General features: G+C 66.1%; 11 protein-coding genes. 3 read left to right on the top strand and 8 right to left on the bottom strand.

The features are described 5' to 3' along the window. Window positions 1–65: 65 nt before the first annotated feature. Complete coding sequence (locus E4634_RS16435; RefSeq protein WP_135445753.1) at window positions 66–1,247, bottom strand: acyl-CoA dehydrogenase; 1,182 nt, start codon at window positions 1,245–1,247, stop codon at window positions 66–68. Window positions 1,248–1,482: 235 nt separating this feature from the next. Here E4634_RS16435 and E4634_RS16430 point away from each other — a divergent pair, with 235 nt between their 5' ends. Continuing rightward, window positions 1,483–1,938, top strand: coding sequence for a hypothetical protein (locus E4634_RS16430; protein ID WP_135445752.1), 456 nt, complete (start codon window positions 1,483–1,485; stop codon window positions 1,936–1,938). A 19-nt stretch (window positions 1,939–1,957) separates the two neighbouring features. Here E4634_RS16430 and E4634_RS16425 read toward each other — a convergent pair whose 3' ends face one another. The 3 genes from E4634_RS16425 to E4634_RS16415 all read right to left on the bottom strand — a co-directional run bounded on the left by E4634_RS16425 (window position 1,958) and on the right by E4634_RS16415 (window position 5,295). Continuing rightward, on the bottom strand, window positions 1,958–2,791 hold the full coding sequence (locus tag E4634_RS16425; RefSeq protein ID WP_135445751.1) for a TauD/TfdA dioxygenase family protein: 834 nt from the start codon (window positions 2,789–2,791) through the stop codon (window positions 1,958–1,960). A gap of 47 nt (window positions 2,792–2,838) precedes the next feature. After that, entirely contained in the window at window positions 2,839–4,221 is a 1,383-nt protein-coding gene (locus tag E4634_RS16420) for an aromatic ring-hydroxylating oxygenase subunit alpha (RefSeq protein ID WP_135445750.1), read from the bottom strand. A gap of 183 nt (window positions 4,222–4,404) precedes the next feature. Further along, window positions 4,405–5,295 (bottom strand): helix-turn-helix domain-containing protein, encoded by an 891-nt coding sequence (locus E4634_RS16415; RefSeq protein WP_135445749.1) that lies wholly within the window; start codon window positions 5,293–5,295, stop codon window positions 4,405–4,407. 135 nt (window positions 5,296–5,430) lie between these two features. Here E4634_RS16415 and E4634_RS16410 point away from each other — a divergent pair, with 135 nt between their 5' ends. Continuing rightward, a complete protein-coding gene (locus E4634_RS16410) occupies window positions 5,431–6,285 on the top strand; it encodes a response regulator transcription factor (RefSeq protein ID WP_135445748.1) in 855 nt (284 codons plus the stop codon). 24 nt (window positions 6,286–6,309) lie between these two features. On the opposite strand, the gene E4634_RS16405 is transcribed toward E4634_RS16410, so the two are convergent. The 4 genes from E4634_RS16405 to E4634_RS16390 form a co-directional block, all read right to left on the bottom strand. Beyond that, window positions 6,310–8,034 carry an amidohydrolase gene (locus tag E4634_RS16405; protein ID WP_135445747.1) on the bottom strand — a complete coding sequence of 575 codons (1,725 nt, stop codon included), beginning with the start codon at window positions 8,032–8,034 and terminating at the stop codon, window positions 6,310–6,312. A gap of 33 nt (window positions 8,035–8,067) precedes the next feature. After that, window positions 8,068–9,663 carry a tetratricopeptide repeat-containing sulfotransferase family protein gene (locus E4634_RS16400; protein ID WP_135445746.1) on the bottom strand — a complete coding sequence of 532 codons (1,596 nt, stop codon included), beginning with the start codon at window positions 9,661–9,663 and terminating at the stop codon, window positions 8,068–8,070. After that, complete coding sequence (locus E4634_RS16395; protein WP_135445745.1) at window positions 9,644–12,022, bottom strand: TonB-dependent receptor; 2,379 nt, start codon at window positions 12,020–12,022, stop codon at window positions 9,644–9,646. Before E4634_RS16395 ends, E4634_RS16400 begins: the two co-directional genes overlap by 20 nt. A gap of 280 nt (window positions 12,023–12,302) precedes the next feature. Next, the gene (locus E4634_RS16390) at window positions 12,303–13,652 is read right to left on the bottom strand and encodes a glutamine synthetase family protein (RefSeq protein ID WP_135445744.1); all 1,350 of its coding nucleotides are present in this window, start codon (window positions 13,650–13,652) and stop codon (window positions 12,303–12,305) included. Window positions 13,653–13,816: 164 nt separating this feature from the next. On the opposite strand from E4634_RS16390, the gene E4634_RS16385 reads away from it, so the two are divergent. Further along, on the top strand, window positions 13,817–15,184 hold the full coding sequence (locus E4634_RS16385; protein ID WP_135445743.1) for an aminotransferase: 1,368 nt from the start codon (window positions 13,817–13,819) through the stop codon (window positions 15,182–15,184). The last annotated feature ends 814 nt before the right edge of the window (window positions 15,185–15,998 follow it).

Genomic DNA, 15,998 nt, shown 5'->3' with positions numbered 1-15,998 from the left:
TCCCCAAATTTTTGATGCTGCCGCCCCGGCGTTCCCGGGGCGGCGCTGACACTCAGCGACAACAATCAGAACGCCGGAATATCCGTCTGCGTGCGCCCGAGGATCAGGGCGTGGATGTCGTGGGTGCCCTCGTAGGTGTTGACCACCTCGAGGTTGCACATGTGGCGCATCACCGGGTATTCGTCGGAGATGCCGTTGCCGCCGAGCATGTCGCGGGCGGTGCGCGCAATCTCCAGTGCCTTACCGCAAGAGTTGCGCTTGATCAGCGAGACCAGCTCCGGCGCCATCTCCCCGGCGCTCATCAACTGGCCGGCGCGGTAGCAGGCCTGCAGGGCGACAGAAATTTCGGTCTGCATGTCGGCGAGCTTCAACTGCACCAGCTGGGTTGCCGCCAGCGGCCGGCCGAACTGCTTGCGCTCCAGGGTGTAATCGCGGGCGGTGTGCCAGCAGGTCTGGGCCGCGCCAAGTGCGCCCCAGGCGATGCCGTAGCGCGCCTTGTTCAGGCAACCGAAAGGCCCCTTCAGCCCCTGCACATTGGGCAGCAGGTTTTCCGCCGGAACGAACACGTCGTCCATGACGATCTCGCCGGTGATCGAGGCGCGCAGCGCAAGCTTACCCTCGATCTTGGGCGCCGAGAGTCCTTCCATGCCTTTTTCCAGCACGAAACCGCGGATGACACCGTCGTCGGTCTTGGCCCAGACCACGAAGACATCGGCGATCGGGCTGTTGGTGATCCACATCTTGGCGCCGGACAGGCGATAGCCGCCGTCCACCGTGCGCGCGCGGGTGACCATGCCGCCGGGGTCGGAGCCGTGGTCCGGCTCGGTGAGGCCGAAGCAACCGATCCACTCGCCGCTGGCCAGTTTCGGCAGGTACTTCTCGCGCTGGGCCTCGTCGCCGTAGGCGTAGATCGGGTACATCACCAGCGAGGACTGCACGCTCATCATCGAGCGGTAGCCGGAGTCCACGGCCTCCACCTCGCGGGCAACCAGGCCATAGCAGATTTCGTCCACACCCGGGCAGCCGTAGCCCTCGATAGTGGAGCCGAGCAGGCCCAGTTCGCCCATCTCGCGGAAGATGGCCGGGTCGGTCTCTTCACGGCGGAACGCCTCGCGCACACGTGGCAGGAGCTTGTCCTGCGCGTACTGGCGCGCGCTGTCCTGCACCATGCGCTGCTCATCAGTCAGTTGCCGCTGCAGGCCGAAGGGGTCCTGCCAGTCGAATTTCTGCCACTGGGTGCCAGCCATCGCGCACACCTCCGTTACTGGTTCGAAAAGCGCGCCACGGTAACAGGGTAGCGCGGGGATACCCATTCCCTTCTGGGGGGAGGCCGGGCGCTTTCGACTTCGCGTGTGACTTTCGAAATCCTGATGCAAAAAACCACGGCCGACGGCGCGACGGTTTACACCGAGCCGGCTTCGGCCTAGCGTAGCTACTGCCCGGAACGGGCGGACAATAACCGATAACACCGCGGGAGAGACCATGCAATTCACCACAGCCACCGGCAGCACCGACAGCGCCGGGCCGCTCACCGAGATCGTGCTGCGCTACTGCGAGATGATCGAAAGCCGGGTTACCGGCGGCCAGCTCACCGAGGCCGACTGGGACCCGTTGAAGGAGGTCGTCGCGGTGGACGAGTTCAAGCGGGTGGGCGCCTACCTCGAGGAACTCGACTGGGCGCAGTACGCGCGCTTCCTCACCGAGTGGGCCGGCGGCACGCGCTTCGAGACCACGGTGTTCCATATCACCGAGGTCGGCCGCAGCGTGTTCCAGGAAATCGAGGAGCGCCACTACAAGGGCGAGGAGTTCATTCGCAAGAACGTGATCGCCGTGTACCGCTTCAACGATGACAACCGCATCAGCCACCTCGACATCTACGAGCAGGCGCAGAACTCCGGGCAGTGGATTGTGGACGCGGCCGCCGCCAGCACCGACTGACGCCGGCGCATACCGCGCCCTACTGGAAGGGCTCCTCGCCCTCCAGCTTGGTGCGGTGCATCATGCGCCCGCTGGCCGCGTCGTAAGGTGTGGCGCGGTGCATGGTGCCGGTGTTGTCCCAGATCACCATGTCGCCCGGCGACCACTGGTGGCGATAGAAGAACGCCTCGCCGGTGGCCCACTCGCGCAGGCCGTGCAGCAGGCGCGCGCTGCCCATGCTGTCCATACCGATCACGTATTGCGCGGTATTGCCGAGGACCAGCGACTTGCGCCCGGAGCGGTGTTTCCACACCAGCGGCAGCTCCTGGGTACCCAACGACATCCACTCCTCCAGTTTGGCCAGGGTCGGTTCCGGCTGGTGGTAGAGCTGGGAGTTCCAGAATGAATGCAGCACGCGCAGGTCTTCAATCTCCGCCTTGCGCGACTCGGGCAGCGCATCGTAGGCGGCGTAGGTGTTGCAGAACTCGGTATCACCGCCCTCGCTGGGCAGCACCCGCGCGGTGAGGATGGAGGCCAGGATCGGCACCTTGGACATGGTGCCGTCGATGTGCCAGAAAAATGCACCCTTGAGGTAATCGGCGCGGTCGTTCTCGCGGCTGTCCATGGTGATCTTGAAGATCTCGTCGCCCTGCACCTCGTAGGCAAATGTACCCAGGGTTTTGGTGAATGCCACCTGGTCGGCGTCGTCCAGGCCGATGCCGGGGAACACCAGCACGCCGCGCTGCTCCATCAGCTCGCGGATCTGTCCGGCATACTCTCCGCCGAGCAGGGTATCGCGATCGCTGAGGACCTCGCTGCCGATCGCGGGCTTGAGATCGCGCACCCGAAAGCGCGGTTGTATGTCACTGGTCATGGCTGCCAGCCTCCTGTTGTCATTTTAAATGTGTCGGCCCGGCGGCGTCAGGCCGGGCCCTGCGCGACCCAGCGGTCCAGCACTTCGTGGAACCAGGCCAGGCGCACTTCCTGGCGGGTCAGCGCCATGTGTTCGAGGCGCGTATTGCGCAGGCCCTTCTGCTGCCGCTGCATCTGTTCGTAGTCCTGCTGCAGGGCGAGGAAATACTCGAAACTGCCCGGTTCGCTCACCTCCACCAGCGGTGCGCGCGCCGCGGCGCGCTCCTCCGGCGGCAGCCACATGAAGCCGGTCACGTGCCAGATGCAGCGGTTGGGGTCGCCGTCCGGGTGCGGCACCGAGCTGATGAAGGTCGCCTCGCCGGCGCGGATAGTGAGGAAGAAATTCGGGAACAACAGGTAGAAATGGTTATCGCTCATCTGCGTATCGGTGAGGCCGCTGACATCCAGGCCCTTCGCGGTGAGCGTATCGCGGGTGGCCTGTTGCAACAGGCTGCGCGCGTTCACTGCCTCGGTGAACACCAGTTCGCCGTCCGTACCACGGCTGGCCTCGAGCAGTTCCTCGAAGCGCGGCAGTACCTCCGCCACGCCGGGGAAAGTTGCCGGCAGTTCGCGGATCGCCGCCACCTGGTCCGCGGGGCTGATGTCGGCAAGGTTGGAGGCACCGAAGGGCGCGGTGGCAACGCTGTGGTCGCCGTAGAAGCGGTAGCGCTCGCGGGATTCGTCCATCGCCGGGATCAGCTCCGGGTGTACACCCTGGATGTGGTAGCCCTCCTGGAAGGCATCCATGATCACCTTCCAGTTGCAGTCCAGCGCCTCGCGCACGTTGATGCCCACCGGCACCATCTCGTGCATGCGGTAGGGTGCCAGCAGGTCCACTACTTCGCCCAGGTAGTCCGCCAGCGGGGCCGCCTGCGGGTCCGGATTGATGAACATGAAGCCTGCGAAGCACTCGACAGGTACCCGCACCAGGCCCAGTGCCTCGCGCTCGCCGACGAAGACTTCCAGCGAGCCGTCGAAGTCCGGCCGCGGCACGCCAACCAGCTGGCCGTCGAGGTCGAAGGACCAGCGGTGGTAGGGGCAGGTGAAGCGCGCAGCGTGGCCGCTGCCCTCGCACAACTGATTGCCGCGATGGCGGCAGGCGTTGACGAAACCGCGCAGCTGTCCATCGCGGCCGCGGGCAATGACGAACGACTGGTCGAACAGCGTGTACACGGTCCAGTCGCCGGTATCCGGCAGCTCGTCCTCGCGCCCGGCCACCTGCCAGGTGCGCATCCACAGCAGTTCGCGCTCGCGCGCCAGGTACTCCGTGGAGTTGTAGCGGTCGGTGCTGACCTGCATGCGGAACGCGCTGAAATCCAGCTCGGAAAGATACGGCCCATTGTCGACCGCGGCCCCCGGCAGCTCCGGTTCCGAACGTGTCTGCTGCGGCATGTGCTGCCCTCCTTCGCGGTGCCCTTGTTATTGGTCGTGCACGCCTGGCAGGCACCTGCACAGGCCGAAATACCATAGCCCCGGCCGCGCCGCGCTGTAAACGCGCGGCCCTCGAAGCGCCGGGCGAAAATGTCAGGAATTCGATAGCCTGCCGGAAAACCGATAGCGCGGGTGGGTCCTGGGTTATCCCAGGCGTTTCGCCAGTTCAGTCGCTACGCCGGGCGTGGCAGCCAGCGCCTGACGGCGATACTCGGTAGGCGTGCGCCCGGTCATGCGCCGGAACACGGTGGAGAAATACGCGGGACTCTTGAAGCCCAGGCGCTGGGCGATCTCCTCGCAGCTGAGCGCGGGCTGGGCGAGCAGCACCTGGGCGCTGCGCAGGCGCTGCTCGGCGATGTACTTGTGGATCTGCCAGCCGGTGGAGGCCTTGAACGACCGCGCCAGGTGGCCCTGACTGATGCCGCACAGCTCGGCGAGTTCACCGAGGCCCGGGTAGCCCAGCTCCAGCGAGGCCTCGATACGATCCTGCACCCGGCGCAACTGCCAGGGCGCCATGCCCGGGCCCTCGCCCTGGCCGCCGGCCCTGGCCTCCAGTTCGCGGATGAAGCGCCCGAGTTCCACCACCAGCAGGCGCGCCGCGGCGGCGATCAACTGCTCGTGGCCGAAGCCGGGCTGCTCCATCTCGGCGTGGATATCCTGCATCAGCAGCTCCAGCCGCGGGTTGCGGATCAGCACCAGCGAGCCGATGTGGCGCTCCCAGTCGGCGAGGGCGTAGCCGGTGGCGTCCTCGAACCAGCGCTCGTCGAACACGCAGTAGACGATGCGCAGCGGTGCCTCCACCGGAAACATGCGGATCGAGCGCCCCGGTGGCAGCAGGCCGACGGAACGCACCCGCGGCAATACCTCGGGCACATCCGCGTTGCCGATGCGCAGGGGGGAATGGGTGTCGGACAGGCGCTGGGACAGGCGGTAGCCGGAATAGGCCGGCATCGACTCCACCCCCTCCCAGCGCAGGGTTTCCAGGTGGACGCTGACTTCGTCCAGCGCGAGTTGTTTCTCGACGATCTGCTGCATGGCCTGTTCCGGCGCCTTCGCACGCCGCGTGGTGACAGACCAGTCTAGCACCGCTGCCGGCGCGGGGACGAACCGGCCTGGGGCGCCGGCCCGCAGATTGGGTTATTATGCGTACAAATCCCCATACGCCCGACCATGTCCCAGCTCGCCACCTACAGCCAGCACCTCGCCGGCCTCATCGACAACGTCGACAGCGACGATTTCCCGCGCGAGCTGGTCGCCACCCTGCGCGAACTGGTACCGGTGGACGACGCCACGGTCATCCTCTACCCGGAGACCGAGCTGCCGGTCATCGAGTATTTCGAGGTGCCGGCCACCGCCGAGCGCTCCACGCTGGACAATTTCGTCAAGGGCGCCTTCCTGCTCGACCCCTACTACCTGGCCGGCTCCAGCGACGGTCTCAGCGGCGTGTTCCGCCTGCGCGACCTCTCGCCGCAGGGCTTCAAGGAAAGCGAGTACTACAAGACCTGGTACCGCAGCTGCGGCTACCAGGATGAGTGCGGATTTATCATTCCGGTGAGCGAGACGGGCTTCGTCAACGTGGCCCTGGGCAAGACCGCAGCGCGCGCCAGTTTCACCCGGCGCGAGTGCGAGCTGCTGCAGGACGTCTACCCGGCGGTGGCCGCGCTGGCGCGCAAGCACTGGGCGCTGCGCCCGGTGCAGGACGCCGGGGTCAACCTGCGCGCGCAACTGCACAGCGCGCTGGAGTCCTTCGGCCGCAGCCTACTCACCGAGCGCGAGACCCAGGTCATCAACCTTGTGCTGCACGGGCACAGCACCAAGACCGTGGCGGACAAGCTGTCGATTTCAATGGAGACGGTCAAGCTGCACCGCAAGCACGCCTATGCCAAGCTCGAGGTCTCCTCGCAGGCGGAGCTGTTCTACCTGTTCCTGGATTCACTGATGAGCGCGCAGGACTACAGCGGCGGCGACACCCTGATCGCCTACCTGCAGCCGCCGCCGCGCCCGGCAAAAAAAGGGGAGCGCTAGCTCCCCGTTCGTCGCGGCTGACCCTCAGTCCTGCGCAGCTTCGGCAGCGAAAACCTGCTCGCCGCCGAGGTAGGTGGCACTGACCCCCACCGCGTGGATCTCGTGACTGGGCACCTCGAACAGGTCGCGCTCCAGCACCACGAGGTCGGCCAGCTTGCCCACTTGCAGCGAACCCAGCTGGTCTTCCATGTGCAACTGGTAGGCCGCGTCCAGGGTGTAACCGCGAATCATCGCCGCCACGTCCATGCGCTCGCTCGGCAGCGGCTGCACCGGCGCCTGCGGGTCGCCCGCGTCCTGCCGGGTGATGCCGATCTCCATCTGCAGCAGGGGTGACATGCCCTGCAGGCCACCGCCGCTGGCCGGGTAGTCGCTGCCCCAGGTCAGGCGCACGCCGCGCTCGGCGAGGCTGTGGTAGCGCCAGTAGCGCTGGAACTGGTCGTCGCTGACAAACGCCTCGCCGGCGTAGTCGTAGGACGCCCACAGCGGGCTGGACTGGGCGATCACCCCCAGTTTGGCGAAGCGGTCGAGGTCCGCGTCGGCAATCACCTCGATATGGCAGATGGTGTAGCGCGAGCCGCTGTCCGGGTGCGCCTTGCGCGCCGCCTCCACGCCGTTCAGCGCCTGGTTCACCGCGCGGTCGCCGATGGCGTGCATGTGTACGTCCACCCCCGCCGCCGCCGCGGCGACCAGCGCCGCGGACACCTGGGGCTGGTCGAACACCAGGTCGCCGCGGTTGCCCGGTTCGCCCTGGTAGTCCTCGAACATGGCGGCGGTGCGGCCCTCCACCGTGCCGTCCAGCATCAGCTTGAGCACGTCGAACTGGTAGCGCTCGCCGCGCAGCTCGCGGCCCCAGGCCAGGGTTGTCTCGACCGCGTCGCCGATTTCCGCGGGACCGGCAGGCTTGTAGCTGCCGACGATGCGCACGGTCAACGCATCGCGCTCGGTCAGCTCGCCCAGCACCTGCGGCAGGCTGTCGGCGATATCCATCTCGTGGGCATCGAACAGCGCGGTGACGCCAAAGCTGTTGAGTGTGTCGATGATCACTTCGCTGCCGTCGATGATGCTCTCCGGGGAGATCGCCTCCAGCGCGTCCATGGCCATGCCGGCGGTTTCCTCCAGCAGGTAGCCGGTGGGCTCGCCGCTGGCATCGCGCTTGTAGTAGCTGAAGCCGGGCACCGGGTCCGGCGTATCGCGGGTAATGCCGAGCTGTTGCAGGGCCGCGCTGTTGGCCCAGGCGCCGTGGAAGCCCTCGTCCATGATCAGCACCGGGCGGTCGGCGACCACGGCGTCGATCATCTGCCGGGTCGGGCCGGCGGGTCCGAAGGTGGTAGCGAGGAAACCATAGCCGAAGATCAGGCCGTCGCCGGGGTTGTCCTTCGCGTACTCGGCGATGGCCGCCACCCATTCATCCACCGTGCCGCTGGTCACCAGCGACAGGGTTTGCGCATAGGCGCCGCCGGACAGGGGGTGAATATGGGTATCGATGAAGCCCGGCAGCAGCATTTTGCCGTCCAGGTTGACCAGGCGGGTGTCGGCATCGCCCAGTGCCGTTGCACCGGCGTTGTCGCCGACATAGCTGATGCGGCCATCCTCCACCGCCACGGCCTGTGCCCACGGCTGCTGCGGGTCCATGGTGTAGGCCCGGGCGTTGATGAACACGGTATCCGGCGCGGCCAGGGCGAAACTGCTGAAACCGGTGAGCACTGCGGCGAGCAGTCCCCCCGTTGAACGGACGTTGCGGCATTGCATGGGTGTTTCTCCTCCAAAAATAAAGCGGGAAGGTCAGTCCTGCGGCAGGACGCCGGCGGCGTCGAGAATGTCGATGGCCGGGGCCATCTGTCGTTCGTAGCGCCGCCAGCGCGCTACCGAGCGGGTATGGGCGGGCTGGCGCACCTGCACCGCGCTGGCGGTACTGACCGCGGCGGACTGCAGGTGAAAATCGCGGCAGGCATCCTCCCAGGGCAGCTCCAGGTAGTCGATGATACACCGCGCGCCGGCGTCCACATCGGCGACCACTTCCTCGTAGTGCACATCGAGGAAGCGCCCGGGAAAACGCTCGCGCCAGGTCTGCATCAGCTGGTGATAGCGCACGAAATGCCGCGCCATCTCGCCGAGGTCGTAGGAGTGCGGATAGGCGTCGGCGAACAGCTGCTTGAACACGGAAAAACACACGTCGCGCGGGTCGCGCACCAGGTGGATGATCTTCGCCCGCGGGAAGGCCGCCAGGATGTGCGGCAGGAACAAGTAGTTGTAGGGCAGTTTGTCGACGAAGCGCGGCAGGTCCCCGCGCAGCCGGGCGGTGCGCTGCAGGTAGTCGCGGCCCAGTGCCGCCGGGTCCAGCGCCAGCGCCCCCTCGAACAACTGCGGGCTGAAGCGCGCCTCGCCGTCGTACTGGGTGAGGCGGCGCACGCCGTTACCGAACTGCTGCAACTCGCCGGCCGAATGCACCGCGCTGTGGGCGGTGACGATGCGCTCGACCAGTGTCGTGCCGCTGCGCGGCTGGCCGACGATGAACACCGGGCTGTCGTCTTCCAGCCCCGGCGCGCAGCCGGACAGCCATTCGGCGGTGTAGTGTTCGGCCAGGCTGGCAAACGTGGCCGCTTCCTGTGCCTCGTCGTAATCCAGGGTGGCGCGCCGTGCTTTCGCCCCCTGCGTAAAGGCGTCGAAGGCCTCGTCCCAGGCCTCGAGGTCCTCCAGTTCCTTGCCGATGGCGTACCAGGCGAAGGCCTGTCCGCGCAGCGGCAGGGGACGGCGCTCGAGCAGCGGGCGCACCTCGTCGATATGGCTGCGGTCGCGGGCGCGCTCCAGCCCGGCCAGCAACCAGTGCGCCTGGGCGCTCCCCGGCCCCAGGCGCAGTGCGGCGTCGAGTTCCTCGCGGGCGGCGTCGTTCTTGCCCAGGTAGATGAGGTTGTTGGCGAGGTTGACGCGGTAGGCGGGGTTGTCCGGCTGCGCCTGGCTGGCGCGGCGGAACCAGGACTCGGCCTCGGCGTACTCGCCGAGCAGCGACAGCGCATGGCCGATCACGTCGAGAACATCGGGGATATCGTTGTTCTCACGCTGCATCGCATTGCGCAGGGCGACATCGGCGCGGTTCACCTGGCCTCCCTCGGCCAGCAGCCGGGCGAGGTGCGCCCAGGCGGCGGCCTGTTGCGGCTGCAGGCGGGTGACGGCAGAAAATGCGGCCAGGGCCGCGCGGCGGTCGCCGCTCTCCAGGCCGATCAGGCCCACCAGCAGGTGGGCCGGCGCCAGTTTCGGGTCGCGACCCAGTGCGATCTTGCAGCAGGTCGCCGCCTCGTTGAGGTTGCCTTCCGACAGGGCGCGAAAACCCCGGACCAGCAGCGCCCGGGGTTCGCGGGTATCAGTCGGTGCTGAAACCAACTTTCACGCCAAACGTACGCGGGCGACTGGGCCCGAAGAAATGCGCCGGGTACACCGAGTCGCCGTTGGACACGCCGTCGTAGTAGTACTCGTCGGTGACGTTGTCGACATAGGCCGCCAGGCTCCAGCGCTCGCCGCGGTAGCCGGCGGTGAACTGTAGTTCACCCCAGCCGTCGAGTTCCTGGCTGTTGGGTTCCCAGCCGCCGTACTGCTCGGTCTGGAAGTTGTAGGCGAGCAGGCCGAACAACTCACCGTCCATGAACTCCGTGTGCGCGTCGAGGGTGGCGAAGCCCGACCACTCCGGCGCCCAGGGAATCGCGGCGCCCTCACAGTCGTCGGTGTTGCCGCAGATCTTCTGCACGTCCTTGCCCTCGCTGTCGAACCAGGCGAGGCCGAGGTTGAGGTCCAGGTACTCGCCGAGATTCTGGGTCAGGGTGCCCTCGAAGCCCCAGCCATCCACCTGGCCGACGTTCTCGGCGTAGAACAGCGCCCCGTCGTAGTAGCTCGCCTGCAGGTCTTCGTACTCGTAATAGAAGGCGTTGGCTGTGATCCGCGTGCTGTCGCCGAGTACGCCCTTGTAGCCGATCTCGTAGGACAGGGAGTTCTCCGGGTCGAAGCCCGCGGGCCGGTATTCCGGCGAGACCGCCTCGGTGATGCCGAACTCCGCCGGTGGGGTCAGGCCGAAGGTGTTGAAGCCGCCGGACTTGTAACCCCAGGTGACGCTGGCGAACACCAGCGTGTCGTCACTCGGGTGGTAGTTGAGGATGGCGCGCGGAGTAATCTCATCCCAGTCGTCGGACGCCTTGACCGGTCCCTGCGGGGTGGTGAAGCCCAGCGCCGCGCGGGTGCCCAGCACCGGGCTGTTGGACGGCAGCACCAGGTTGCTGAAGTCCTTCTCGTCGTAGGTGTAGCGCACGCCGACGCTGGCGTCCCACTGCTCGTTGAAGTCGTAGCTGAGGTCGATGTACGCCGCGTAGCCCTTGTACTTGCCGTGGGCGCGGTTGCGGTCGATCATCGCGCCGTTGGCGCTGCCTTCCCAGTCGAAGGTGCCGAAGTAGTCGAGGAAGTACTGCACGTACTCGCCGTCCGGGTAGTAGGCGGCGTAGTCCTTGTAGTAGGCGAACAGGTCCTCACAGGTGGTCTCGTAGTAGGCGAAGTAGGCGGAGCAGAAGAAGTCCTCACTCATCGCCTGGGAGAAGGTCGCCTCGATGTCCTCCTGGTAGAAGGACGCGCCCGCGTACCAGTTGAGCGGGCCGTCACTGTTGGAGACCAGGCGGAATTCCTGCTCAAAGTAATCGCCGCTCTGCTCCTGGGCGTAGGCGTTGATGATCAGCGGCAGGCCGTCGAAGTCCTCGGCGTAGTCGAAGTCGTGGTCGCGGTAGCCGGTGATCGACGAGAAGGTGGCGAAGGGCATGTCGTAGTCGATACGCAGGCCGTAGCTGTAGATGTCGCCGCCGTCGCGGTTGCCCAGGAACATGTCCGAATCGAGGTCGTTGTCCTTCATCGGGAAGCCGAAATCGCCGTAGATTTCGGACAGGTAGTCGTAGCCCTCGCCGCTGCCGGTAGCCATGTAGATGGAGCCGGACTGGTCGCGGGTCTCGTATTCCGCCATGAAGTTGACAGTGAGGTCGCCGGATTCAAACAGTGCCGACAGGCGCAGCGCGTCCTTGTCGTGAGTAATGTACTTCTCGCCGTCGCGAACATTGCGCGAGTAGCCGTCTTCCTCGGAGTGGTAGGCGGCCACACGGAAGGCCAGGCTGTCGCTGACCGGCAGGTTGATGCCGCCCTCGGTCACCAGGTGGCCGCGCTCGCCGACGTCCACCTCGGCGTAGCCGTGCACGCCGTCGAAGTCCGGCTTAACCGTATAAATGCTCATGGCCCCGGAAATCGCGCCGCGGCCGAACAGGAAACCCTGCGGACCGCGCAGCACTTCCGCGCGCTCGATGTCGTAGAGGCTGGTGACGACGGCGCCGTTGCGGCCCTGGTACAGGTCGTTCTTGTAGATGCCCACCGAGGGGTCGCCGCCGATGCCGAAGTCGTTGGTCAGGATGCCGCGCACGCTGACGTAATCGATAAAGCTGTCTTTGGAGTTGCCGGTTATACCCGGGCTGTAGGCGATCAGGTCCTTGACGTCGTCGAGGTTGGCGTCGCGCATGGTGTTGCCGGAGATGGCGGTAATCGCCAGCGGCACGTCCATCACCGACTCGGCGCGTTTGGTGGCGGTGACTATGACTTCTTCGATGCCCTGGGCGCGGGCCGGCACGGACAGGGCACTCGCCAGGATGGCTGAGGTGACCGCTGTAGCAAGAATTTTTCTACCACAACGGGGCGAGCCCGCTATATCCAAGGTTGCTGACATGTTAGTTCCCCTAAACAAAAAACAGCAAAAATCGAAGATAGGCCACTCGGAAATGCAAAGTCAATTGGCACAATGATACGCCCCGGGTGAACCAACCCCAAAGGGGTAGCAGTGACTATTTTTCACGGTATTTACGCTAAAGGAGAGGTCCCGCAGCCGCCGCTGCCGACGCACGCGGGGCACGCCGGCAGTGCGTCGTAAACGGCATTGGGCAAGCGCCCGGGCCGAAAGCAAAGAGCGTACGCGGGCGACTGGTCAGCGCGCCGCGAGAGCGTCGCCGCTAGAGACCGGCGTCGTACTCCAGCGGCGTGACATGGTGGTCGAACTCGTCCATCTCCTGTTGCTTGAGGGCGCAGTAGACGTCCTGGAATTCGTGACCGAAGGTGTCGGTGATGAAGGCCGAGTCGCGGAAGCATTCGAAGGCCTCGGACCAGTGCTGGGGCAGACTGGGTTCGAGTTGCTCGTAGGCGTTGCCCGCCAGCGGTTCCGGCGGCTCCAGGCCGCGCTCGATACCGTGGACGATACCGGCCAGCAGGCCGGCAATGACCAGGTAGGGGTTGGCGTCGGCACCGGCGACGCGGTGTTCCAGGCGGGTCGCGGCGGGCGCGTCCGCCGGCACGCGCAGGGCCACCGTGCGATTCTCGTAGCCCCAGCAGGGCGTCAGCGGCGCGTGGGTACCGCGGGTGAAACGCCGGTAGGAATTCAGGCTCGGCGCCAGCAGCAGCATGCAGTCGGGCATTGTCTCGAGGCAGCCGGCCACCGCCTGGCGCAGCAGGGGAGTGCCCGCACCGGTACCGTCGTCAAAGGCGTTGTTGCCATCGGCGTCCAGCAGGCTGCAGTGCACGTGCATGCCGTTGCCGGCGATGTCGCCGAAGGGCTTGGCCATGAAAGTGGCCAGCAGGTCGTGGTTGCGCGCCACACCGCGGATCAGCCGCTGCAGCATCACAGCCTGGTCGGCGGCGACCAGGGCGTCGTCGTTGTGATAGAGGTTGATCTCGTACTGGGAGGGCGCCGCCTCCTTGGTCAGGGTGTCGATGGGCAGGCCCTGGGCGTCGCAGGCATCGCGGATCTCGTGCATCAGCTCGGCTACTTCCTGCATGCTCTCGATGCCGTAGGTGTGGCCGGCGCCGACGGAACCGCCCACGCTGTCCTCCTGGGAGTGGGCCGGCCGCCCCATGAAGTCGCGTTCGTCCTTGAGCAGGTTGAACTCCATCTCCGTGGCCATCACCGCGCGGTAACCGTGAGAGGCCAGACGCTGCATCAGCCGCTCCACTACCGCGCGCGGGTCGTAGCCGCAGGGGCCGCCGTCGACTTCGTGCATGGAGACCAGCACCTGGCCGCCGGGGCGCGCCATCCAGGGCACTGCCGCCAGGGTGCGCGGGTCGGGCACGCAATAACCGTCGCCATCGCCCTTGTCGAAGACCAGGTCCTCGATGTCGCGACCCCAGGCGTCCAGGGCCAGGGTGGTCAGGGGGAGTTTCATCTGCCCGGCCATGACTCCGGGCATCTTGTCCGGGGTAACCCACTTGCCGCGGAGGTTGCCGCCGAGATCGAGGAGCATTACCTCGAACATTTCTATATCGGGATTCTCCTCCAGAAAGGCCTGGAGAAGCTGTTCATTGTCTGCCATGGTTGGGGCTCACTTCAGTTGCCGGCGAAAACACCACCTTCGGGGTAATTTCCTGCACCGGCCTGTATGCCAGACTATTAAACATTCTAGCCTCCCGTCCAGCCATACCTCTTCCGGGTAGAAAACACTGCGGGCGGCGTCTTCCCGCCACGGAGAGCGAGCCGATGAACATGCAGGCCACCACGGACAACCTGAAAGCGCTGGACCAGGCCCACCACTTTCACCCGTTCACCGACTTTCACGACTACGCCGAGCGCGGTGGTCGCGTCTTCTCGCGCGCGGAACACATCTACATTTACACCTCGGACGGCCACCGCATGCTCGACGGCATGTCCGGGCTGTGGTGCTGCAACCTCGGCTACAGCCAGCAGGGCATCGTCGATGCGGTCACCGCGCAGCTGCAGAACCTGCCTTATTACAACAACTTCTTCCAGTGCTCCAACCAGCCGGCTATCGAGCTGGCCCGCGCCCTGGTGGAAGTCACCGAGGAGCGCTTCAATCACGTCTTCTTCACCAACTCCGGCTCCGAAGCCAACGACACCAACCTGCGCCTGGTCAACCGCTACTACCAGCTGCAGGGCCGTCCGGAGAAGAAGCTGATCATCAGCCGCAACAACGCCTACCACGGCTCGACCATCGCCGCGGCCTCCCTCGGCGGCATGAAAGGTATGCACGAGCAGACCAACGGCCTGGACTACGTCCACCACATCGACCAGCCGCACTGGTTCGAAGTGGCCGGCCTGGACGAGACCCCGGACGACTTCGGCCGCCGCGTCGCGCGCCAGCTGGAAGAGAAGATCGACGAGCTTGGCGAGGCCAACGTCGCCGCCTTCATCGCTGAGCCGGTGCAGGGCGCCGGCGGCGTGATCATCCCGCCGGACACCTACTGGCCGGAAATCCAGCGCATCTGCGACGAACGCGACATCCTGCTCATCGCCGACGAGGTGATCTGCGGTTTCGGCCGCACCGGCAGCTGGTTCGGCTCCCAGACCTTCGGCATCCGCCCGGACCTGATGACCTTCGCCAAGGCGGTCACCAACGGCTACCAGCCCCTGGGCGGCGTGATGATCAGCGACAAGGTCGCCGACGTACTGCTGGCCAGCCCGGGCGAGTTCACCCACGGCCTGACCTACTCCGGCCACCCCACCGCGGCCGCCGCGGGCCTCGCGACCCTGAAGGTCCTGCGCGAAACCGACATCATCAGCAGCGCCGCCGCCAACCTGGCCCCGCACCTGCAGTCCCGCCTGCGCGAACTGGAAGACCACCCGATCGTCGGCCAGGTGCGCGGTCGCGGCATGTTCGCCGCGGTCGAACTGGTGCGCGACAAATCCTCCCGCGAGCGCCTGGCGGACAAGAGTGCCGCCGCGGTGTTCTGCCGCAACACGGCCAACGAACTGGGCCTGATGGTGCGCCAGACGGGCGACGCGATGATCATGGCCCCGCCGCTGGTCAGCAGCGTCGCCGAGCTGGACGACCTGGTCGAGATGCTGCACAAGGCGCTGGACCTCACGGCCAAACAATTCGGCGCGTAAACGATCATGTTCCTTGCCCGGCCTTTCGTGCCGGGCTTTTTTTTGCGCGTGTATCCCTGCCCGAGTAGTCAGAGTCACGACTCTGACCCCGGCCTGCCTGCGCGAACCGAGGGGTCGGAGTCTCGACTCTGACCCCGGTCTACGGGTGGGAAATGCTGGCCGAGGTGATCAAGTGGTTCGGTTCGTCGCCGGAAGCGTCAGCCCTTCCAGGGTTCGAAAAGCGAACTCACCCTGGAAGGGCTGACGCTTCTGGCCGTTGAACACCGTGCTTTGCTACAAAAGTGCTACCAGTCCCATTCACCACTGACGGCCCGGCAGCGGGAGCGTTGGCCGCTCCAGTCTGGCGCCGCTCCGCGGTACCCTCGGTCGGTCGGGAGCCTTAAAGCGCTTCGCTGTCTCCCGCCTCTCCCTCGGCGTCAGACGTGATTTCCGCGGCCAACACCCCCGCTGCCGGTCCTCGCATTGCGCGAAACAGCGTGTTGGGAGGCTCGAGTTGCTGCTTTCCGCACACCGCCCCCCGCGAACTGCGGACCACCGACTACGAATCACGGCCCACCGAGTTTCGAGTTGCAAGTGCCGGGAGACGGGCGGGCGGAGCGCTCGCAAAAGACGCGCCGAGGGCGTGGAGGGAGACAGCGAAGCGCTTTAAGGCTCCCGACCAACCGAGGGCACCCCGGAGGGGCGCGATCTTGAGAGCGCTCCACCCGCGGGTCTCCCGGCAACCCTCGAAGCCCCCCGGAGCGCGCAGGCGATCACCGGTCAGGTATTCCCAGCAAGAGGCAGGTGCGAGCGTGGCAGGCCCCCACCGCGACTG

The sequence above is a fragment of the Mangrovimicrobium sediminis genome (genome assembly GCF_004745945.1).
Lineage (GTDB): Bacteria > Pseudomonadota > Gammaproteobacteria > Pseudomonadales > Halieaceae > Mangrovimicrobium > Mangrovimicrobium sediminis.
This window is presented reverse-complemented; position numbering and strand designations above follow the sequence as displayed.

Excerpts from the sequence above, each read along its gene's own strand:
- E4634_RS16415 (WP_135445749.1), bottom strand. The coding sequence starts at position 5,295 with ATGCAGCAGATCGTCGAGAAACAACTCGCGCTGGACGAAGTCAGCGTC.
- E4634_RS16385 (WP_135445743.1), top strand. The coding sequence starts at position 13,817 with ATGAACATGCAGGCCACCACGGACAACCTGAAAGCGCTGGACCAGGCC.
- E4634_RS16405 (WP_135445747.1), bottom strand. The coding sequence starts at position 8,034 with ATGCAATGCCGCAACGTCCGTTCAACGGGGGGACTGCTCGCCGCAGTG.
- E4634_RS16435 (WP_135445753.1), bottom strand. The coding sequence starts at position 1,247 with ATGGCTGGCACCCAGTGGCAGAAATTCGACTGGCAGGACCCCTTCGGC.
- E4634_RS16410 (WP_135445748.1), top strand. The coding sequence starts at position 5,431 with ATGTCCCAGCTCGCCACCTACAGCCAGCACCTCGCCGGCCTCATCGAC.
- E4634_RS16420 (WP_135445750.1), bottom strand. The coding sequence starts at position 4,221 with ATGCCGCAGCAGACACGTTCGGAACCGGAGCTGCCGGGGGCCGCGGTC.
- E4634_RS16430 (WP_135445752.1), top strand. The coding sequence starts at position 1,483 with ATGCAATTCACCACAGCCACCGGCAGCACCGACAGCGCCGGGCCGCTC.
- E4634_RS16390 (WP_135445744.1), bottom strand. The coding sequence starts at position 13,652 with ATGGCAGACAATGAACAGCTTCTCCAGGCCTTTCTGGAGGAGAATCCC.
- E4634_RS16395 (WP_135445745.1), bottom strand. The coding sequence starts at position 12,022 with ATGTCAGCAACCTTGGATATAGCGGGCTCGCCCCGTTGTGGTAGAAAA.
- E4634_RS16425 (WP_135445751.1), bottom strand. The coding sequence starts at position 2,791 with ATGACCAGTGACATACAACCGCGCTTTCGGGTGCGCGATCTCAAGCCC.